The following is a 21,178-nucleotide window of genomic DNA, read 5'->3' on the forward strand; positions in this document are numbered from 1 at the left end:
CTCATACGAAAGAGAGGTTGGTCTGCGCTTGCTGCCTGATGTTCCTGTAGAGATTACGAAGGGAAAGACGAAAAGCGCCATCCTCGAAATTTTTCGAGCGTCGCTTAAGCTTGGCCTAACCTCGTTCGGCGGGCCAATTGCTCATCTAGGTTATTTCCACTCCGAATATATAAAGCGCAGAGGATGGCTCGACGAGCGCGGCTACGCGGATCTCGTGGCACTCTGTCAGCTGCTTCCAGGGCCTGCAAGCAGTCAGGTCGGGATTGGCATCGGGACGATGCGCGCCGGACTATTAGGCGGAATTGCCGCCTGGATCGGATTCACCCTGCCTTCGGCTATCGTACTTATGCTGCTCGCGCTGCTGCTCCACGGGCTCCCCATTGACAGTTACGGCTGGATTCATGGTTTGAAAATTGTAGCCGTCGCTATCGTCGCACAAGCTATACATAGTATGGGAATGAAGCTGGCGTCTGATCGCAGTCGTGCAACAGTTGCCGCTGCCGCCGCTTCTGTCACGCTGCTCTGGCCAACGGCAGGCAGTCAGCTCCTCCTTATTGCGGGAGCCGCTATCGTTGGATATTTCGTATTCCGAAAAGATGAAGCCGCCGAAGCGTCAGCCTTGAACATGTTGACTAGTCGGCGTACGAGTACATTAAGTTTGATCCTATTTGTGCTTCTTCTCGCCTTGCTGCCGATCATCCGTGCAGTGACCTCTAACCATTATATTGCGCTCATGGACAGCTTCTATCGATCGGGAGCACTCGTATTCGGCGGCGGACATGTCGTGCTGCCGCTGCTGGAACGTGAAGTTGTGCCAACCGGCTGGATAAGCAGCGGTGATTTCTTGGCCGGTTACGGCGCAGCGCAAGCCGTGCCAGGACCTTTGTTTACTTTCGCCTCCTACTTGGGAGCCGTCGACAGCGGTGTTGTCGGGGCAATCGTCGCGACGATCGCGATTTTCCTGCCAGCTTACCTGCTCGTCGTCGGCGCAATGCCATTCTGGCAAACGCTGCTCCATCATGCGCGCTTCAGAGGCGCCGTTGCGGGGATCAATGCAGCGGTTGTCGGCATTCTGCTCGCAGCCTTCTATGATCCGATTTGGGTGACAGCCATTACAGGAGCTCGTGAGTTCGCACTTGCATTAGTGCTGTTCACGATGCTGACGTATTGGAAGCTTCCGATCTGGAGCATTATAGTGGCTGGTGCAATTGGCGGAATGCTAATTCAACCGTTATGAAACTCCCCCTTTTCTTCCCCCCTCAGGGAACATACACCCCACCCAAACCCTCCCCTTGTAGGGGAGGTCCCCAAGGGCTCTGCCCTCTGGACACCCGCAGGACGTTCGCTCCCCTTTCTGAAATGATAATAAAGATTTAATAAATCGTTAATTAATTGCCGCTAGTATTAACCCATCGCATGAAAGATAGTCCATTGAATGAGGTGATGACAGGCCAATGAGCAAGCCTCTATATGAAAGATCTATTTAACTTACAATGAGAAAGGAGCATGTCTAACATGGATTCGACGAACAAACTGATCCGTTCATCGATCAACAAAATTCCACAGCTCACGCTGCTCTTCTGGATTATGAAGATAGCGGCAACAACGCTAGGCGAAACAGGCAGCGACTTATTTACGGTCCCTGGTTCGGAAGATAACTATTTAATTCCGTTCTTATTTTTCATCGGCATATTCATCGTTTTCTTAGGTATTCAATTGTTTGTAAAAACGTATATCCCGCCCGTCTACTGGGTTGTCATTACGTCTACAAGCCTTGCTGGCACAGCCTTCTCCGATTATATGGATCGTTCCCTAGGACTTGGCTATATGAAGGGTTCTGCTCTCCTGGTAGGGCTGCTCATCGTTATATTCCTGTTCTGGTACTTTACGGAGCCAACGCTTAATGTCAAGCATATTGAGACCAAACGAGTCGAGGTGCTGTACTGGATTGCTATTCTTGTATCGAATACATTAGGCACCGCCGCCGGTGACTTCTTGTCTCATAAAGAAGAAGGAGTAGGAAAGCTTGCTGGAGGTGGGAGCTTCCTTGAGCAAGGATTGGGACTTACAATCGCACAAGGCGCCATGCTGACAGGTGGCTTGATTGTCCTTGTCCTTCTGGCGTACTGGTTCACGGCGATTAATCGAGTCGTCCTGTTCTGGGTTGCCTTTGTACTAACGCGTCCGTTCGGAGCTACCTTCGGGGATTACTTAATTAAACCGCAAGATAAAGGAGGACTTGGACTCGAGAACGGCACACAAATTGCTTCTGGTGTCCTGCTAGCGGTCCTTGTCATCTGCATCATTATTCAGTACGCGGCACCTAAGCGGAGCATTCCATCGGCAGAAGTGGCATCATAACAGCCATCTGCACCTATGAACGGCTAACGCGCAGCACCAAAGGAGATGTCATCCTATGAGCAGCAAACAAAAAGTCTGGATTCCAGCCATTATAACAATCGGGGCTGCTCTGGTTTTATTGGCTTACTATTTCAGCCTGGATATGCCTCATAATCGACCTGACTTTCGCGGAAAAGGCGAGGAAGGCGGGAAGCTATTCACTACATTAGGAACAGTCGCGCTATATGTCGCCGCACTCGCCTTCTCTTGGCTGTGGTTTAAGAAAAATCGGAAGTCGCCTTCGCGCTTCGTTCAATCCGTCGGCAAGAAGCTTCATCGGCTTCATCAATGGCTTGGATGGGCAGCATTGGCGTTCGGTGCTGCACATGGCGTATATTTGCTCCTGACACGGTCTGATGATCATAAAATATGGTCCGGCATCGCTAGCTTTGCGATTCTGCTTGCAATCGTTGGTTATGGCGTATTCATTCCACGTATCCGCAACAAATGGATGCGCTCCGTTCACCGGTTACTTGGTATCGCCTGGGTACCGATCGGCTTCATTCACGCAGGAGGCTCGATGCTGCTTGCGGCGGTCCTCACGATCGCAATCGGCGTTTTGGTCCGTGTGATGGAGAGCTTTGCCCGGCGTGCGGGAAAACCTATCAACGACTAAGCGTTGGCATTAACCACGCAACGAGCTGATCGGTCTGATGAATCGAAAATGTCGGAACAGGGAACGAAAGCGCGGGTGCCCAAGTAACAACCGCAATTACCTGCCGAAGCCGATGGACAAGTTCTACGTCTTCGGCTGAACGTATCATGACAACCTTCGGATAATCAGCTTCTTTAAACCCTTCAACGATAATGGCATCCATCGCAAGCATGCGGCGAATAATAGCATCCAGCTCGGAGGATTTCTCCTCCATAACGACCGTTCGTTCGCTGGACGTAATCGCCGTCATGCTTGCCCCTGCCTCACGATGCCGCCATGTATCCGTCCCTTCTTGGTCGATATCGAATCGATGGCCATCATGCTTGATCGTGCCAACCTTGCATCCCGCTTGTGTCAAAGCACCAACCAGATGCGCTGTCAGCGTTGTTTTGCCCGAGTTCTTATAACCAACAATTTGAATAATCGATGTCATACAATCAGCGCTCCGTCCAACGGAATAATTTGCACGATTTCACCCGATACAATACCGGTCTTCGTCGGCGGAATAACAATGAGGCAATTAGCATCCTTCAGCGATAGGATCGTACTCGACTTGTCTCTTCCGACTGGCTTGGCATAATGATTGCCGCCGCTGCTGTACCATTGACCGCGAACATAGCGGGTATAAGCATTCACTTTCTCGTAGTCGGCCGCAAGAAGGCATGTTACCGTTTTTGCAGTATCCACCACAGCTCCTTGCAGCTGCTGGATAACGGGACGGACGAACAACTCGAAGCCGACGAAGCAAGCCGACGGATTACCGGACAGTCCGAACAGCAGCTTATCCTTCCAAGCGCCCGCCGTCGTTGGACTGCCAGGTCGCATTGCGATTTTGTTAAAAAGCGTTGTCCCTTCCCACCGTAGGAAGAAGTCCGCCATACTATCATAGTCGCCAACCGAAACGCCGCCCGAGGTTACGATCAGGTCGGCATCTGACGCCAGCAGATCATACAGCATTCGCTCCGCTTTTGGATAATCATCAGGGATTTGACCGACGAGCAGCGGTTGAGCGCCAGCAGCGATGATTTGAGCCATCAGCATATAAGCGTTGCTGTTGCGGATTTTCCCCATTTGCAGAGGGTCGGTTAGCCGCAGCAGCTCGGTGCCGGTCGATAGCACCGCCACCTTCGGTTTGCGATAAACCGGAACGCGGTTATATCCTAGCGCCGCAAGAATAGCCGTATGGCCCGCTCCAAGCTTCTCCCCCGCCTCGATCACAAGCGTCCCTTCACCAGCCTCTTCACCGATCGGCGTAATATTGAGGCCGGGTGCTATCTTTTTCTGTATGCGAACGATACTTCGGCCATTGTGTTCCACTGCCTCCGTCATCTCCTGCATGATGACAGCATCAGCACCATCAGGCACCATGCCGCCTGTCATGATCCTTGCAGCCTTACCCTCTGTTATGCTATAAAGCGGCTCCTTGCCGCATGGAATATGTTCAATGATTTCAAGTTCGATCGGAAGTGCCGCACTTGCATGCGCGATATCAGCCGTCCGTATGGCATAGCCGTCCATGCCAGACCGCCGAAAATGCGGAATCGGCTCTACGGTACGAATCGGTGCCGCTAGCCTGCGGCCAATCGCTTCTGCAAGCTCAACTTCAGTCGGTTCAACGGGACGGACGCGGCTTTGGAGCAATTCTCTAGCTGCTTCTACAGTCATCGCTTTGCGATGATATTTATTCATGTTACGATCGATCGCTGCATCCAACTCCACTACCTTCTTCCGTTTGTTTCTCCATGCTCAACAGCTGTTCATATTGTTCAGGCGTATTCATGTTGAAGACGAATCGGGTGTCGATGCCCAATCGCTCAAACGTCCATTCATGGATGGATTCAAAAGCGATACGTTCCAAGAAAGCGTTCACTCTCCGCTGATCTTGGTTTAACATCGATGAGATCCGATCCACACACCGTTTATCATAAATGCCATGCAGCGGGTGAATCTTACCCTCGATTGACGGGACCACAGCGTCGCTGCCTCGTTCGCGTTTACGGCCAAGCATCAGCATCGCCGCTTGTGTCGACAGATATGGCATGTCACAGCCGACAATCCATACATCCTCATGTCGCGCCAGCGACAAACCGGCATGCATGCCAGCCAATGGACCTTGTCCGGCGTAATAATCAGTAATGATTCGTACATCCGAATCGACGAACGGGAGATAGGTCTTTGGTTCGTTCGTAACCAGAATAACCTCTGAGCACAGCTGCTTCAAGATGCGCATTTGACGCTGCACCATTTTCTCATGTTGAACCGTAAGCAGCGCCTTCGGAGACCCTCCCATCCGGCGGCTTTGACCGCCTGCCAGAATGACGCCAGACAGACTGACCTTCTCTTCACATGGCAGCGGATTCGCAACGTCCAGCATAAACCATCCCTCCATGTCACTTAGTCTAACATTATACTTCCATTATGGAGCATTCAGCGATTGGACTCAATGAAATTGATCACTTTTTAATACACAGATCGGAGTAAAATGCAGACAATGGCTGAAAAGTAACCATATAAAAAGGAGGTGCCCCAGTCATCCGCGATGACAGAAAGACATCTCCTTTGTTTATTGCTGCCGCCTACTCTGCAGCGGGACGGTACTTCTCTTTATATTCGCTTGGGCTGAATCCCGTATGATCTTTGAATACACGAGAGAAATAATGCTGGTCGCTAAAGGACAGCGCGTCTGCCAACTCTTTTATCTTAAGGTCCGGCTTGGCTTGCAGCTGCTTGCACGCCTCTTCGATTTTAAGATCCATATAATATTGCACGAACGTCGTATTCGTAAATCGCTTGATAATGCGACTGATGTAAGAAGGGCTGACATGGAATTTAGCCGCCAGGTCGTTAATAGACAGCTGCGATGACTTATGGAGCTTGACGTAGCTGTCCATTTGCTCGAACAGCTCTTCGCCGCTTTTTCGGTTGCGCGAATGGAGCAGCTCGAAGTTTCGGGCGCACCAGTCCAGCAGCTTATCGCAAAACGCGGAATAGCTGTCCGATTGCAGCATTTCCTTCACTGCCGCTGCCGCAGCAAGGCGTTCTTCCGGGCCGTTGTCCGGCAGGTTGTAGACGAACGCATCGGCTATGGCCGCGACCAGCCGTTCTAAGTCCACATACCTTGCATGCTCGCTGTACGATTTGCGCAGCTGCTCGCCAAGCTTCATATGGAACGGCTGCGGCTGACGCTGTTCAATCATGTCTGTAAACGGTTTGATTAACGCTTCGTTCTGTTGCTGCTCAGGAATGCGGTAAGCCGTATCGAGCAGAACCGCTTTATCGAGCAGAATCTCTTCGTCCAGCAGATACTTCAGCTTGTCGTATTGCGCTTGCAGCTGGCCCAGATCGGCAGCTTGGAAGTTGCCTGCCATCGCGATCTCAATCCCAATGCCAAGCAATCGCTGTTCGACGGACTCCATCCACGCTACAGTCGAATCTACACGTTCTTGTACGGCCGATTGCACGATCACGATGTACCGGTCGGAATCTTTGGCAGGGAACAGCCAGCAGTTATGCGGCTTACATGCTTGCTCAAGCTCGGTTTGCAGCGTTTCAGTCTGCCAATTACCGGTATCCGGTACAAAAGGCTGCTTGCTCATCAGAAACATCGAAACGGACTGCTCGAAAAACGCGGGGCCAAGCCGCAAATCGGCCAAGAAACGGGAGGCTACGATTCCTTTCAAAGGCTCCAGACCGACTTCAAGCCGCTGAGCGAGCGAATCGATAACTCGCGACATCACATCCACCAGCTGGTTCCGATCGACGGGCTTCAACAAATAATCGAATACCTGCAAATTAATCGCTTTTCGCGTATATTCGAAATCGCTGTAGCTGCTGATTAGCACGACCTTCAGCGCCGGATACAGCTGCTTGGCTTGCTCGATGAGCCCTAGCCCGTCCAACTTTGGCATCCGGATATCGGTAAGCAAAATATCTACGGGATGCTGTTTGATATAATGAAGCGCTTCTTCGCCGTTATAGGCGGTTGCGGCTATCTGAACCGGCAGCTCCGACGACTCCAGAAGCGTCTTGATGTTGCGCAATATCGGCTTGCTGTCTTCGGCGATCAAGGCGGTAAACATATTCTCGCCTCCTTTTCGTTTATGTGCAAAAAAACCGGTTTTCAGCGCCGAGAAGGCTGAAGGAAGCAGGGAATGAGGATCGGAGCGCAGTGATCTGCTACGTGAGAACCGGAAGTCTCTGATTCATTCAGGATTCGATGCCGAATACACTCCTTGTATTGCTTCGTGATCAAAAGCGGTCTTCGAAATCTTGGGTGAGCGAGGCGATAATTTGCACGGTAGCGCCCTTTTCCTCTCCAACATTATTGTACAAATTGAAAAACAGCCGGTTTTTGTACATCAATTTCAACCGATTGACCGTGTTGACGACGCCCATATTTCCGAAGCTTGAAGGCATATGGAGCTCATGCTCTCTGGCCTCGGAATTCGATATGTTATCCATAATTTCGTTGATTTTGTCCGGGGCTATGCCTTCGCCGTTGTCGCTAATTTCGATCGCCCAAATGCCGTTGTACAACTGCACCCGGATTTGAATGCGCCAAGGCGGATCGGTATTGTCGAAGGCGTGCTCGATGCAGTTCTCGACAAACGGCTGGATGACGAGCCTCGGGAGCTCTATATGGTTTGCGGCATCGTCCGCAATAATTTCCCATTCGAGATCGCTTTCGTAGTTTTGCTGGACGAGCGACAAGTAATTCCGGGTATGCTCCAGCTCTTCCGCCAGGCTGACATGCTGATACGGAGAAGAGACGATATAACGTAAGGAATCGGACAGATGTTTGCACATATCCGACACCGCTTTGTTTTTGCCCTCTTGCGAGGCAATGCTGATCAGATACAACACGTTATGGATAAAATGCGGCGCGATCTGCGCTTGCAAAGCCGAATTTCTCGCCTTCATTTCTTCCTGAAGCGCGAGTTTTTCGCTTTCGATCGATTGTTGGAGGCGGTTAAGCAGTTCCTGGAACGATTCGCTTAAGGCCATCAGCTCGTTGTTGTGCGACTGATTGTCCACTTTGACGTTCAGGTTGCTGTAACTGATCCGGGAAATTTGGCTGCGCAGCTTTCGTATCGGCAGCAGCAGATTGCGCGTGCTGAAATAAATATAGACGAAGGAGAACAGCATCAGCAGCGTAATGAGCAATATCGACAAATATTGCACCGAATTAACCGACCCCAGAACGGCTTTCTTAGGCGTAACGACATAGGTAGTCCAGCCGGTATTGTCTGAAGTGTCATAAGCGATGTAATTGGAATCGCCGTCCAAATACATGCCGCTGCTATCGTCGTCCTCTTTCTTCAGAAAAGAAAGCTCCGACTGCCCTTTTGCGTTAGGCGAGCTGGAAATAATTTGACGGTCAGAATCCAGTACATATACGTCCCCGACCGCGATATCCTCCGTCGACAGCTGCAGTTCGGATTGGTCCAGCTGAATGGATAGGTACCCGTAGATCTGGCCATTCTGATTGATAATAGCTCTATCGAATGCTGAAATGCCGTTAGGCTGTCGGTATAACATGTATTCGTTACTGTCCAGCTTGTCTTTGAGGCTGGGTTCAAGCAGCGACGGATTCGTCGAATAGCCAATATAGGAAGCGACTGCTTTGCCGTCGAGATCATAAATAATCATATCACGGATGTCCACGCTTGGACCGATCGCTTCGAACATCATCTCTTTCAGAATGCGGTTCTGGCTAAGGCCTGCCGCGGAATCCGTCGAATGGTAACCTGCGGTTAAAGCTGCGTGAATTTGCTGGTTGGACAATACGCGCTGCGACAGCTGGTTCTGATTATTAATGTATTGGTCCAGCTGTCTGCTGATTTTGGCTGCCGTGAGCAGCTTTTCGTTCTCGTTGGTTTCCTTAAGCGGCCGGATGACTTGCCAATTCACGTAAGCCAAAAAACAGCACAGCACAAACAAAAGCAAAATCAAAAACATAAGGAATACTTTCGTTTGAAGACTGGCCTGCATAGGTAAAAGGTTTGCTTTCTTCATGAAGCCTTTCAAGGATGATAGTCCTCCGATCCTATGTTAGTTCAGAATTTTACACAACAAAGGTAAAGGTCAAACATGTACCTCCTAGCGATAAAAATCTACAATTGGATTGTAAACGGATTCAGTCGAAGATACAACAAAGGGCAACAAGAGGGGAGAACAAAATGAAGCAAACAACACGTAAGCTAACAACCGGCGCACTCGCTGTGGTGCTTTCCGTATCGCTCGCAGCATGCGGCAGCAGCAGCAGCTCCAGTTCGGAAAGCGGCGATAGCGGCAGCACTGGCAAAAAAGTCACGATCGAGCTGGCATTGTCCAAAAGCTCGCAGGATTCCGCATTCGTACAACAAGACCTGCTGGACGAGTTCGAAAAACAAACCAACATCAAAGTTAACCTGCAGCTTCTTCCTGCAGAACAAACGTCTACGGTTCTGCAAACAAAGCTGGCAGTTAACGAAACGCCTGACATCCTGCAATACAACCTGGCAAGCGCTACGACAGACCTTAACCTTGAGCGCAACTTCGAAATTCTGGATGACCAGCCTTGGGTCAGCCGCCTTCTGAACAAAGACGTGCTGTCCGCATACGGCCATGTATACAGCTTCCATGTCAGCCAAGATACCGGTATGCAAGGTGTTGTATATAACAAAGACATCTTCAATGAGCTTGGCCTAGAAGTTCCGAAAACATACGACGAGTTCCTCGCGGCTTGCGAAAAAATCAAAGCGGCAGGTTACACGCCAATCTTTATGCCATTCAAAGACAACTGGGCAGCTAACGTAATGCCTGGCGCCGCATTCGGCGAATACGTGGCTAAAAACGAACCTACCCTGTTCGACGAGCTGAACGCGAACAAGAAAAAATGGACGGATGTTCCTGCGTTCCAGACGATCCTCGACCAGCAATACGACCTTTACAAAAAAGGCTACACCAATACGGACGTACTCAGCGACAGCTATGACATGGCAGCGGGCCAATTCCTCGACAAGAAAGTGGCAATGATGTTCATGGGCGACTGGCTGATCGAATCCGTGCAGCAACAAGATCCTAACATGAACCTTGGCCTGTTCGCGTACCCTTCGGACAACAACGGCGACGCTTACCTTGGCGCTAGCCCGCTTGGCGGCCAGCTGTTTATTCCTAAACAAGCCAAACATAAAGAAGAAGCAGAACAATTCCTGAACTTCATCGCGCAAAAAGAAACTGCTCAAAAAATCGTGGACGCTCAAGGTTACGTTTCCAACTTCAGCGACGTAACGACTCCTGAACTTCCAGCTTACAAGCAAGAGATTTTGGACAACTACATCACACCTAAGAAAACAGCCATGACGATGGATGCTTACATGCTGGTTGACCGCAGCGAGCTTTACAGAAGCCTGCAAGACCAGTTCACGGGCAGCAAAACGTCCGAGAAAGTGCTCCAAACTTGGGGCGACAAATTTGCCGAGCTGATGAAAGACAAAGGCGAAGCAGGATTCTAAGCTAGAAGCAATTAAGCAATGCCGCGGCCGCTGTCCCAAACGGCGGCCGCTCTATTACACAAGCATCAGATAGAGAAAAACAAAATACACAGTCTTGGTGGGATGGAAGATGATAAAACGCTCCAAGAGCATGTATGGCTATTACCTCGTTTGGCCAGCGCTACTTATTTATACGATATTTTTTGTTGCACCAGCCATTATCGGCTTGTTCTATTCCTTTACGGACTGGCGCTTGGATCGAATCGGCGTCCATTTTATCGGCTTTGACAACTTCCACAAAATCTTTACGGACGATACCTTGCTCCTTGCAATGAAAAACACGCTTATTTTTGCGATAGCGACCGTTGTCGGAAAAAACGTGATCGGCCTCTTGCTGGCCATCGCTTTAAATATGCGGCTGAAATCCCGCAATTTCTTGCGCGCTATTTTTTATTCACCTTCCATTTTGAGCGTACTCGTAATTTCCATTATCTTTACGCCGATGCTTCGCACGGAAGGCATGGTCAACAAGTTTTTTGACGCCATTGGTCTTCACTTCCTGAGCCAAGCTTGGCTCACGAACCCGGATCTCGTGATCTGGACGGTTGCTTTGGTTGCCATCTGGCAGTCGGCAGGTTTCCAAATGGCGATTTATTTGGCGGGCTTGCAATCCATCTCCAAAGATTATTATGAGGCGGCAATGATTGACGGCGCCGGTGCTTGGAAAAGCTTTACGAACATTACGGTTCCGCTATTGCTGCCGGCACTTAACATTAACTTGATGCTTACGCTTATCGGCGGTTTGAAGGTATTCTCCGAAGTATTCGTTCTGACGAGCGGCGGACCAGGCAACTCCTCGCAGGTTGTCGGCACAATCATTCTCCGCGCGTTTGGCGAAGGCAACTGGGGCCTTGGTACGGCGATCAACACGCTGCTGTTCATCATCGTTACTCTGATTGCCATTCCATTGCTGATCTTCATGCGTCGTAAGGAGGTTACCGAATAATGAGCTTTTCCCGCAAACTGGCGCTTCGTAACTACATCGTTGAAATTGTGCTGCTCATTGCTTGTCTCGGCATTATCATACCGCTATTGCTTATGATTTTCGGCTCCTTTATGACAAGCGCTGAAGTGTCCAAATTCCAAATCCGTTTCCCGGACAAATGGATGTTCTCCAACTACGTGACCGTATTCAAGGAGGGCGGCCTTGCCCGCGCGTTCCTGAACGGTATGGTCATTACCGGCGTATCGGCCATCTTGAACATCTTCACGTCTTCCGCAGCCGCTTTTATTCTGGCGCGCCGCGAGAGCAAGTTCTCGAGTTTCCTGTACCTGTTCTTCTTCATGGGCCTAATCGCTCCGATGTCCACGATCACAACGATCCGCGTTGTGCAATGGCTGGGCTTCTACGGCAGCGTAACGAGCGTTATCTTGATTTACGCCTCGTTGAATACGGCGTTTAGTATTTTCCTGTACAGCGGCTTTATCAAATCCGTACCGAAAGCGCTGGACGAGGTTGCGTTCCTTGAAGGCGCAAGCCTGCTGGGCGTGTTCTTCCGTATCATTACGCCGCTCATCGTTCCGGTTAACGCAACGGTAGCGATCATGGTATTCATGTCGGTATGGAACGACATCACGATTCCGCTGTACTTCCTTACGGACAGCAAGACATGGACGATGCCGCTTTCCATCTATAACTTCTACGGCAAATACAGCCGTGACTGGAACCTGATTTTTGCCGACCTCGTCATGACGTCGATTCCGGTCCTCATTCTTTATTTGCTGGGCCAGAAGTATATCGTCAGCGGCCTCACGGCCGGCGCGGTCAAAGGTTAAGCCTGAAGCTGCAGTTGCATGCAAAAGAGCCGTCCCGACAAGTCATCGAAGGTGACTTAAGGGATGGCTCTTTTTTTGTTTCGTTTCATTGCCGCAATAAAGCAAACAAGAACCTCTAATCACCTGATGAGGCGATTAGAGGCTCTTCGTTTTCTTCGTTAGCAGTGTTGCCTATCCTGTCTATCGAATTGGTTCGATCCGATACAGATTAGTCAGACCGTCTGCGTCTTTCGTCACTTCCGATACTATCCAGCCGTACGACAGCACGGATACGAGACGCTCATATTGCTCTGGCGTCAATGCCGCCGTTACGGACTCTTCGCCTGCTTCGAACGTCAGCTCTGGCTCAAGACCGTAAGCGACAGCGATCGAGCTGCGAATGCCGCGAAGCGTGTTGTACTTGATGCGATAGCCCTCGATTACTGCACGCTCGAACGTTACAGGCTCAGCAGTCGCGAATGCGCGAAGCTCTTCATATTTGAACTCGTACATGCTCGTATCGACCGGAAGTTCGCCTTCACGAACGTCCCTCAGCAGTCGTTCATCCGACCAGCCCAAGGACCGAAGCGATTCGAGCAGCAGAGCCTCCCATTGCGACAACAATACACGATCCGCACCCATTGCGTTACTCATATGCTAATCCCCCTTTAACCTTCAATTGCAGCCCAGTGACCAGCATGAACCTCTCGCAGCTCAGCCGCAAGCTCCGACTCTGTTGGCTTCCACACAAGTCGCTCAACATTCGCATTCGGATCCGGGATAGGGATCGACGACAGCAGCGCCTTCGTATACGGATGAAGCGGATTATCGTACAGCTCATCGCTGTCCGCTACCTCAACGAGCCGTCCACGATACATAACCCCGATTCGATCCGAGATATGCCGTACCATCGAAAGGTCATGCGCAATGAACAAATAAGTGAGTCCAAATTCCTGCTGCAAGTCCTCCAGCATGTTGACGACCTGTGCCTGCACGGACACGTCAAGCGCCGAGATCGGCTCATCGCATACGACGAACTCAGGCCGCACAGACAGCGCGCGTGCAATCGAGATCCGCTGCCGTTGTCCGCCGCTGAACTCATGAGCATAACGATGAAGATGCTCACGTTTAAGACCCACTCGCTCCAATAGCGCCGCAACAGCCTCGATCCGTTCCTCGCCCCGTCCGATGCCATGAATATCCATCGGCTCGCCGATTAGGTCCAGCACCGTCATGCCGGGGTTCAACGACGAATAGGGGTCTTGGAAAATCGACTGAATCCGTCTGCGGAACGGCTTCAGCGGCTTTTCGCCCAGCTTCGACAGCGCCTGCCCATCGTAGAGCACCTCGCCGTCTGTATAATCGTAAAGCCGCAGCAAGCAGCGACCTACCGTTGACTTGCCGCTGCCGGATTCGCCAACGAGGCCAAACGTCTCGCCTTTCCGAATTTGGAAACTTACGCCGTCGACCGCTTTAAGCACCTCGGTAGGCCGCCCCCATACGTCTTTGCTCTTCACAAAATGCTTCTTCAAATGCTGGACATCAACCAGAAGCTCTTGTTTCGTCAAATGGCTCATTGCGTCTTCGCCTCCTTATCCGCGAGCCAGCACATAGACGTATGTCCCTGGCTAAGCGTATAGACCGGCGGCAGCGAAGCGCATTTGCTCATCGCATGCGGACAACGCGCCATGAACGGGCAGCCTGGCGGCGGATTAAGCAGATCAGGCGGCGTTCCTTCGATTGGCACAAGCCGCTCACGTTCGCCACCCCGCTTCGGAACAGAACGCAGCAGCCCTTGCGTGTACGGATGCTGCGACCGATAGAAGATATCCTCTACCGATCCGGATTCCATCATCATTCCGCCGTACATAACGATGACGCGCGTGCATACTTGCGCCACGACGCCTAGGTCATGGGTAATAAGTGCAATTGCTGTATCGGAATTATTTTTTAGCTCTTTCAGCAAGTCGAGGATTTGTGCTTGAATCGTTACGTCAAGTGCCGTTGTCGGCTCGTCTGCAATAAGCAGACCTGGCTTGCAGGACAACGCCATCGCAATCATGACACGCTGGCGCATCCCGCCGCTGAATTCATGTGGATATTGATTCAATCGGCGCTCCGGCTCTGTAATGCCGACTTGGCGCAGCAGCTCGATAGACTCTCGCTTCGCTTCTTCTTTACTTAGGTTGCGATGACGACGTAAAATCTCCATCATTTGCGAGCCGATCCGTTTCACCGGGTTCATCGCTGTCATCGGATCTTGAAATACCATTGCAATCTCGTTGCCGCGAAGCTTCCGCCATTCCTTCTCCGTCAGCTCCGTCAACTGCTTGCCCCGATACTCTATTCGACCGCTAATGATCTCGCCAGGCGGCTCGATAAGCGCCATAATCGCCTTAGCCGTCACGCTCTTCCCGCTTCCGGATTCGCCGACGATACCCAGCGTCTCGCCCGCATCAATATGCAGGCTGACACCACGCACCGCTTGGTTGTCCCCATCGCGGGTATGGAACGATACTTGTAATTGTTCAACTGTCAGCAGCCGTTCCGCCATTGATGCTCCACTCCTTCTTGCCTTTATCACAAGTCCTATACGGATTAACGTTTCGTCAGTCTTGGCTCCAGCCCCACGCGCAGCAGATCGCCAAGTACATTAAAGCTGAGCACGGTGAGCAGAATGAGGAGCCCCGGGAATATCGCCAAATACGGTGCCTGCGCAATAAAGCCCTGCGCATTGTTCAGCATACTGCCCCATGTTGCGTTCGGCGGTTGGACACCGAAGCCGAGGAAGCTAAGCGACGACTCCATCATAATGGCCGATGCGACGTTATTCGTTGCCCCTACAATAATGACTGGAACTAAGTTCGGTACGATATGTTTCCAAATCATGCCCCATGCACTCTGTCCCGATGCCTTCGCATACAGTACATATTCCCGTTCCTTCAATGACATCGTCTCAGCCCGAACAACACGTGCAATGTTCATCCACATGAGGCAGGCGATAATGATGATGATATTGCCAACACTCGGCTTCAGGTAGACGCTGAGCAGCAGCAGCACAAGGAACGACGGAATCGATAAGAAAATTTCAAGTACGCGCATGAGCAGATTGTCCAGGCGCCCACCGAAGTAGCCGCTGATGACGCCGATACATGCACCAATGCCTGTCGCCAGAATCATCGATGCGAAGCCGACCAAGAGCGAAACGCGCCCGCCGTACAGTGCTCTCGCGAAGTAATCACGGCCATAATCGTCTGTTCCGAACCAATGCGATGCACTTGGAGACTGCAGCCGCTCTGCCACATTCATAACGTTAGGATCGTTTGGCGCAAGGAAAGCGAATACAGCACCAAGCGTAAATAGGCTCAGAAGGATGACCGCGGCAACGCCCAGCTTGCTGCTTCCTAGCTCGCGTTTCAGATTTCGCCATTTGCTGCGATTCATATCGTCACCTCATCGTTTTAATGCGCGGATCCGCGAAGCCGTACAATATATCCGCCAGCAGATTACCCAGTATTAGTAGAACAGACGAGAACAGTGTAATGCCCATCAGAACGGGATAATCCATCCCGCGGACTGCTGTCATTCCAAGCGAGCCAATGCCCGGCCAAGTGAACACCGTCTCCGTCACGATGGCGCCTGTCACCAGGTCACCCATCGACATGCCGAGCAGCGTAATGATCGGAAGCAGCACATGCTTCATCACATGGCGGAACAGAATCGTATAACGGCTCGAACCAAACGCTTTTTGAATAAGAACATATTCTTCCTTTAATTGACCGATCGTACTCGATCGAATGTAACGGACATAAACCGCCAGAAACCCGAATGCTAACACTGTGCAGGGCAGAATGCCATGCTTCAGCACATCAGCAGCCGACTGTACGCCAATCGTTCGCATACCCATGCTTGGCAGCCAATGCATCTTGATCGCAAAGAAATAAATAAGAAGAATGGCCAGCCAAAACAACGGCACCGAAATCCCGACATATGTAATCAGGTTGATGAGCTTGTCCGGCCAACGATTCCGGTTTGCGCCCGCAACCAGACCGAGTGGAATCGCAATCATGACAGCGAGTCCGATTGCGCAAGCCATCAAGCCTGCCGTAGCCGGCAGACGATCTAGGATTTGGTCAAGCACCGGTTGATGGTTGATGAGCGAGTAGCCGAGATTGCCAGACAGCAGCTGCTTGAGCCATTGCACATACTGGACATAAGCAGGCTGATCCAGACCGAGATTATGACGAATCCGCTCGATATCCTCTGCATGCATATTCGGTGTAACGAACGACATGACAGGGTCACCCGGCGCAAGCTTGATCATGGCGAAACAGACGATCGACACAAAGAACAGCATCGGAATCGTTTGTGCCAGTCGCTTGACAATTAGTTGTCTCATTCGCTTCTTCCCCTGCCTCTTCATTGAAAAAAAACAAGCTGGCCACCAGCTTATCGCCGATCAGCCAGCTTATTTTTCTCGTTTAGATACGTGTTCAAAAAGATGTTATTTATTTCATGTAGAGTTTCGACAAATCTTCAAAGATAACGACCGGTTTCAGTACGGCTTCATCAATGCCGCCGAAACGCTTATCAACCGCTACAATTGTTTTCGTGTAGGCAATCGGATAAATCGCCGCATCTTCCGCAACCAGCTTCTGCGCTTCCGTATACAGCTCGCCGCGCTTCGTCGCGTCTGATTCGCCCGCGCCCTTCTGGAACAGCTCGTCCACTTGCTTATTCGAGTAGTGCGAGTAGTTAGACGAGTTGTCCGTTGTGAACAGAATCGAGTAAGCGTCCGGGTCGAAGCCCATGATGTAGCCCGCTACAGATAGATCGAAGTCTGTTGCGTTACTGCTGTATACTTTGCTGTTGAGCGCTGAAGCATCGATGCTTTGCACTTCAACGGTCACGCCGATATCTTTCAGCTTCTGCTGGACGTACAGCGCAATCGCTTCTTGCGTCTTGTCACCGCTCTTCACAACGAAGCGCAGCTTCAAGTTCGTTACGCCAGCTTGCTGCAGCAGCTCTTTCGCTTTGGCTGGATCATTATCGAATGTAGCAACATCATTCGTATGGAACAGCGTGTCCGGCGTCAAGAACGAATGTGCAGCATCTGCATACTCGCTCGACAGATAAGCTGCCGTAATCAGTTCATCGCGGTTCAGTGCGTAGCCAAGCGCTTGACGCACTTCTTTCTTATTCAGTACGCCGAGGTCACTGTTCTCGTTAATGAGGATGTAAGACAGACGGCCTTCGCTGTAAGGCATCAGATCGTAGTTGCCTGTTCCTTCAATCGTTGGCGCGTCCTGCGGCGATACATAGTTAATGTTCAGTTCGCCGTTCTGCAGAGCAAGGTTCGCTGCGTTCGTATCTTTCGCGATGCGGTACGTGACCGTATCCAGATGCGGCTTGCCGCCAAAATAGTTATCGAAGCGCTCAAGCGTCACGTATTCGCCCGTTTTGTACTCTTTAAATTTGAACGGACCCGAGCCGACCGGCGTGTTGTTCTTCGTGCTTTTCTCAATATCCGCTTCATTCTCGAAAATATGCTTCGGAATCGGCGTCAGCTGCACGAGCGTTGCTTCGAATGCAGGCGCTGCCTGAGGCATTTTGAACGCAACCGTCAGATCGTCGACTTTGCTCACTTCAATCGGCTTGCCGCCGATGATCAAGTTGCCGCGGAACATGCTGTTCTGCTTCTCGTCGAGAATGCTGTTGATCGTGAACACAACGTCATCCGCCGTCAGCGGCTGTCCGTCATGCCAAGTCAAACCACTCTTCAGCTTCAGCGTATACGTCATGCTGTCTTCCGACGCTGTGAGGCTGTCTGCCAGATAGTAAGTTATCTTGCCGTTATTCACTTGGAACAGTGGGGCATATAACGATTGGTCAATCGTCAAGCTGACGCGGTCGCCAGCATAGTTCGGGTTCAAAATAACGGGATCCGCGCCGACGCCAATAATCAGATTGCCGCCGTCCTTCGGTGCGGACGTTTCCGTCTGCTGCCCGCTGTTGTCGCTAGGCGTCGTTTTGTCCGAACTGCTGCCGCATGCTGTAATCAATGCAGTGAGCAGCACAAAAATAATTGCTGTGGACCATTTCTTGCTCATTTCCATTCATCCCCTCAGTCTATCTTGCTGCCATTGTTTTTGTATTGTATATCGGGTTAGTCGGTATTATCAAATTGTAAAATGTTCCAAACGAAATTGCAGCGTCTTATCGGACAAGAAAAGCCCCAAGCGATCAACCATCGCTTGAGGCTTATCATTCCCATAATTTAGACCGTTACTCACCTGCAATAATTCGGTATAACGCCTGCGTTCCGTCATTGTCGCCGCCATGTTCGATGAGTTGTTCATAGAGGGACTGCGCTAGCTTTAATCCTGGAAGCTCTAGTCCCATCTCAGCAGCAGAGTCCAGTGCAATTCGAATATCTTTCACAAAATGCTTCACATAAAAACCTGGCGCAAAGTCTCCTGCAATCATGCGAGGTGCTAGATTGGACAGCGACCAGCTTCCGGCAGCACCAGAACTGATGCTCTTCAGCACCTGCGTCTGATCGAGTCCAGCCGCCTTCGCATAGGCGAGCGCTTCGCTTACGCCAATCATGTTAGAAGCAATCGTAATCTGATTGCACATCTTGGTGTATTGTCCTGCGCCTGCCGAACCTTGGTGGACGACGTTCGTTCCCATGATGTCCAGCAGCGGCTTTACCGCTTCGAACGCCTGCGTATCGCCGCCAACCATAATCGACAGCTTCGCTTCCCTCGCGCCAACATCTCCGCCAGAGACGGGTGCGTCCAGCGCATGCAGTCCTTTGCTCGCCGCTTCTTGCGAGATCCGCTTCGCGAGCGCCGGACTTGATGTTGTCATATCAAGGAAGTAAGCGCCGTCACGCGCATTGTTCAGCAGCCCGTCGGCCCCGAAATAAATTTGCTCCACATCGCTTGGATATCCGAGCATCGTGATGACCACATCCGCGTGCTTCGCAACATCCTTCGGCTGATCATGCCATACCGCCCCTTGCTGCAGCAGTCCTTCTGCCCGCGCTTTCGTGCGATTGTAGACATGAACCTCATAGCCGTTCTTCCTGAGATGTCCCGCCATGCTGGCACCCATTATGCCTGTCCCAATAAACCCGATGACTGTACTTGATGCACCTGCCTGCGTGTTACCCGCCATCTTTGTTCGTTCCACCTTTCGACCGTACCGATTATTTCACGAAAACATGGCCGCCAATCGTCGCCGTCTTCGTAAGCGATTGGAACCATTCACTATCCGCTGGGGCACTGTTGAAGTACAATCCGCCGTTGGACGGGTCGATCCCCTTCGCAGCTTGAATAGCTGCACTGAATGCCTCCGCATTCGGCAGTTTCCAGTATTGGCCATTGGCCACCGTTGTAAAAGCGCCTGGTGCGAAAATGACCTTCTCGATCGTATCCGGGAAGTTCGGTGAATCGATGCGGTTAAGAACAACGGCCGCAACGGCAATCTGCCCTTTGAACGGCTCACCGCCTGCTTCTGAGTATACCACACGCGCTAGCCTGCCGAGATCCGGACGGCTTACCGTTACTTTATGTAGAGCATGCAGCGTCGTCGGACCTGCGGTTCCGTTCTGGACGATGGCTGCATTTTTCTGAAAACGCATAACCGCTTTCTTCGTTCCTGCTCCGAACTTGCCGTCGGCAGCAGATGTTAAATAACCGAGCATTCGCAGTCGTTCCTGCAAATCGACGACCTGGTCGCCTGTGCTTCCGACCGACAGCGCGACATAGCTCGTTGCAGCACTCGCCTTCTGCTGCTGCGGCAATAATAAAGATCCAATCATGACTCCGATCAACAGCCATCCATACTTTGTTTTAAACACGTACAATAATCCCTCCAAGAAGTTTAAGTGCAATGATGATGGGCAGGTGTCTAACACAAATAATGTAAACAGTCTCACGTCGAACATTGTAACATCATTCACTGGATTACCAACGTTTTCATAGAAAATTCTAATGAATCTCATGCTCACCGAAACCGGTACAACCGCCCGTTTACACGTGTTTACGCCTCCATGCTATCCGATCCACCAGTGTCACAATGCCTAACAAAATCGCACACATGACCCATACAATCGGTTCAAGCTCAAGTAAATACCAAGGCCATGGTCCTAAAATGTCGAGGAGCGATCCGCCCTCTGGCTTTCTTGCTAGAAACATATAATTTGTACCTGCGATTGTATTGATGATTGCACCTGGAATGGCAAGCAAATGAAGTGCAAGCACCGCGATCGGCAGCGAGCGGAGCGTTGGGCGCATCCGTTCAACCGCTGTCATGTAGACCGAAGCTGCGATGATGCCAATATGTCCGAGAAAGAAATGAAAGTATCGGAATTGAGGAAAATTTTCGACCAAATCCGGTGTCAGCATTGCCTGCAAAGCCCCGAGTGTGCCCAAGTAAACAACGACGTTGTACAGCATCCGACTCCGAGTAAGCAGCATAATGACTGACATCCAGAGCGTCATCGTGCACAGCTCGAATGGGAGCGACCATACGGTCCATTCGCCTTGAATCGTATAGGAGATATAGAGTGCGGTCTCCAAGCCCGCCAGCATAGCAGCAATAATTCCTGCGGCGATTCGAGAACGGCTGCCGATACGAAGCTGTCTTCGGTACATCACGATGCCCGCGCATACAAAAACACAAGCGATGATCGCCGCCCAGTGAGCGGCAGAGAAAGCGGTGAAGGATTGCATCAGCTGTTCACTCCTTAGTGGATAGGTGAAAGAACGAATGGAAAGGTGGTTCAGCTCATTGTAGGCAGGAAGGATAAATGCGAATAGTACCA

General features: G+C 51.1%; 20 protein-coding genes. 6 read left to right on the plus strand and 14 right to left on the minus strand.

The window, feature by feature from the left end; genetic code table 11:
- Nucleotides 1-28 precede the first annotated feature (28 nt).
- The 3 genes from chrA to DFQ01_RS19860 all read left to right on the plus strand — a co-directional run bounded on the left by chrA (nt 29) and on the right by DFQ01_RS19860 (nt 3,016).
- Nucleotides 29-1,237, plus strand: a complete 1,209-nt coding sequence (chrA, locus tag DFQ01_RS19850) for a chromate efflux transporter (RefSeq protein ID WP_245946799.1) — start codon at nt 29-31, stop codon at nt 1,235-1,237.
- A gap of 278 nt (nt 1,238-1,515) precedes the next feature.
- Entirely contained in the window at nt 1,516-2,361 is an 846-nt protein-coding gene (locus DFQ01_RS19855) for a COG4705 family protein (protein ID WP_110045653.1), read from the plus strand.
- Nucleotides 2,362-2,416: 55 nt separating this feature from the next.
- A complete protein-coding gene (locus DFQ01_RS19860; RefSeq protein ID WP_110045654.1) occupies nt 2,417-3,016 on the plus strand; it encodes a ferric reductase-like transmembrane domain-containing protein in 600 nt (199 codons plus the stop codon).
- Here DFQ01_RS19860 and mobB read toward each other — a convergent pair.
- The 5 genes from mobB to DFQ01_RS19885 all read right to left on the minus strand — a co-directional run bounded on the left by mobB (nt 3,006) and on the right by DFQ01_RS19885 (nt 8,965).
- On the minus strand, nt 3,006-3,488 hold the full coding sequence (gene mobB, locus DFQ01_RS19865) for a molybdopterin-guanine dinucleotide biosynthesis protein B (protein ID WP_110045655.1): 483 nt from the start codon (nt 3,486-3,488) through the stop codon (nt 3,006-3,008). The two genes, DFQ01_RS19860 and mobB, sit on opposite strands and share 11 nt — an antisense overlap.
- Nucleotides 3,485-4,768, minus strand: a complete 1,284-nt coding sequence (locus DFQ01_RS19870; RefSeq protein WP_245946800.1) for a molybdopterin molybdotransferase MoeA — start codon at nt 4,766-4,768, stop codon at nt 3,485-3,487. Before DFQ01_RS19870 ends, mobB begins: the two co-directional genes overlap by 4 nt.
- Nucleotides 4,746-5,429 (minus strand): molybdenum cofactor guanylyltransferase, encoded by a 684-nt coding sequence (gene mobA, locus DFQ01_RS19875; protein ID WP_174812441.1) that lies wholly within the window; start codon nt 5,427-5,429, stop codon nt 4,746-4,748. Before mobA ends, DFQ01_RS19870 begins: the two co-directional genes overlap by 23 nt.
- Nucleotides 5,430-5,631: 202 nt before the next feature.
- A complete protein-coding gene (locus DFQ01_RS19880; RefSeq protein ID WP_110045657.1) occupies nt 5,632-7,134 on the minus strand; it encodes a response regulator transcription factor in 1,503 nt (500 codons plus the stop codon).
- 169 nt (nt 7,135-7,303) lie between these two features.
- Nucleotides 7,304-8,965 (minus strand): sensor histidine kinase, encoded by a 1,662-nt coding sequence (locus DFQ01_RS19885; RefSeq protein WP_342770004.1) that lies wholly within the window; start codon nt 8,963-8,965, stop codon nt 7,304-7,306.
- A 269-nt stretch (nt 8,966-9,234) separates the two neighbouring features.
- On the opposite strand from DFQ01_RS19885, the gene DFQ01_RS19890 reads away from it, so the two are divergent.
- From DFQ01_RS19890 to DFQ01_RS19900, 3 genes are all read left to right on the plus strand, one after another.
- Nucleotides 9,235-10,551, plus strand: coding sequence for an ABC transporter substrate-binding protein (locus tag DFQ01_RS19890; RefSeq protein ID WP_110045658.1), 1,317 nt, complete (start codon nt 9,235-9,237; stop codon nt 10,549-10,551).
- Nucleotides 10,552-10,660: 109 nt separating this feature from the next.
- Nucleotides 10,661-11,536, plus strand: coding sequence for a carbohydrate ABC transporter permease (locus tag DFQ01_RS19895; protein ID WP_174812442.1), 876 nt, complete (start codon nt 10,661-10,663; stop codon nt 11,534-11,536).
- Nucleotides 11,536-12,366, plus strand: a complete 831-nt coding sequence (locus DFQ01_RS19900; protein ID WP_110045659.1) for a carbohydrate ABC transporter permease — start codon at nt 11,536-11,538, stop codon at nt 12,364-12,366. The genes DFQ01_RS19895 and DFQ01_RS19900 overlap by 1 nt, the downstream gene beginning before the upstream one ends.
- 180 nt (nt 12,367-12,546) lie before the next feature.
- On the opposite strand, the gene DFQ01_RS19905 is transcribed toward DFQ01_RS19900, so the two are convergent.
- The 9 genes from DFQ01_RS19905 to DFQ01_RS19945 form a co-directional block, all read right to left on the minus strand.
- Nucleotides 12,547-12,999 (minus strand): hypothetical protein, encoded by a 453-nt coding sequence (locus DFQ01_RS19905; RefSeq protein WP_110045660.1) that lies wholly within the window; start codon nt 12,997-12,999, stop codon nt 12,547-12,549.
- 14 nt (nt 13,000-13,013) lie between these two features.
- A complete protein-coding gene (locus DFQ01_RS19910; protein WP_110045661.1) occupies nt 13,014-13,922 on the minus strand; it encodes an ABC transporter ATP-binding protein in 909 nt (302 codons plus the stop codon).
- Complete coding sequence (locus tag DFQ01_RS19915; RefSeq protein ID WP_110045662.1) at nt 13,919-14,899, minus strand: ABC transporter ATP-binding protein; 981 nt, start codon at nt 14,897-14,899, stop codon at nt 13,919-13,921. The genes DFQ01_RS19910 and DFQ01_RS19915 overlap by 4 nt, the downstream gene beginning before the upstream one ends.
- 44 nt (nt 14,900-14,943) lie before the next feature.
- Nucleotides 14,944-15,789, minus strand: a complete 846-nt coding sequence (locus DFQ01_RS19920; RefSeq protein WP_110045663.1) for an ABC transporter permease — start codon at nt 15,787-15,789, stop codon at nt 14,944-14,946.
- 4 nt (nt 15,790-15,793) lie between these two features.
- Nucleotides 15,794-16,744 (minus strand): ABC transporter permease, encoded by a 951-nt coding sequence (locus DFQ01_RS19925; RefSeq protein ID WP_110045664.1) that lies wholly within the window; start codon nt 16,742-16,744, stop codon nt 15,794-15,796.
- Between the two features lie 109 nt (nt 16,745-16,853).
- Complete coding sequence (locus DFQ01_RS19930) at nt 16,854-18,455, minus strand: ABC transporter substrate-binding protein (RefSeq protein ID WP_110045665.1); 1,602 nt, start codon at nt 18,453-18,455, stop codon at nt 16,854-16,856.
- A gap of 175 nt (nt 18,456-18,630) precedes the next feature.
- Nucleotides 18,631-19,527: an NAD(P)-dependent oxidoreductase gene (locus DFQ01_RS19935; protein ID WP_110045666.1), complete on the minus strand. Its 897-nt coding sequence runs from the start codon at nt 19,525-19,527 to the stop codon at nt 18,631-18,633.
- A 31-nt stretch (nt 19,528-19,558) separates the two neighbouring features.
- Nucleotides 19,559-20,212, minus strand: a complete 654-nt coding sequence (locus DFQ01_RS19940) for a cell wall hydrolase (RefSeq protein WP_245946801.1) — start codon at nt 20,210-20,212, stop codon at nt 19,559-19,561.
- 172 nt (nt 20,213-20,384) lie between these two features.
- Nucleotides 20,385-21,086, minus strand: coding sequence for a YwaF family protein (locus DFQ01_RS19945; RefSeq protein ID WP_174812443.1), 702 nt, complete (start codon nt 21,084-21,086; stop codon nt 20,385-20,387).
- Nucleotides 21,087-21,178 lie beyond the last annotated feature (92 nt).

The sequence above is a fragment of the Paenibacillus cellulosilyticus genome (genome assembly GCF_003182255.1).
In the GTDB taxonomy this organism is placed as follows: Bacteria; Bacillota; Bacilli; order Paenibacillales; family Paenibacillaceae; genus Paenibacillus_T; species Paenibacillus_T cellulosilyticus.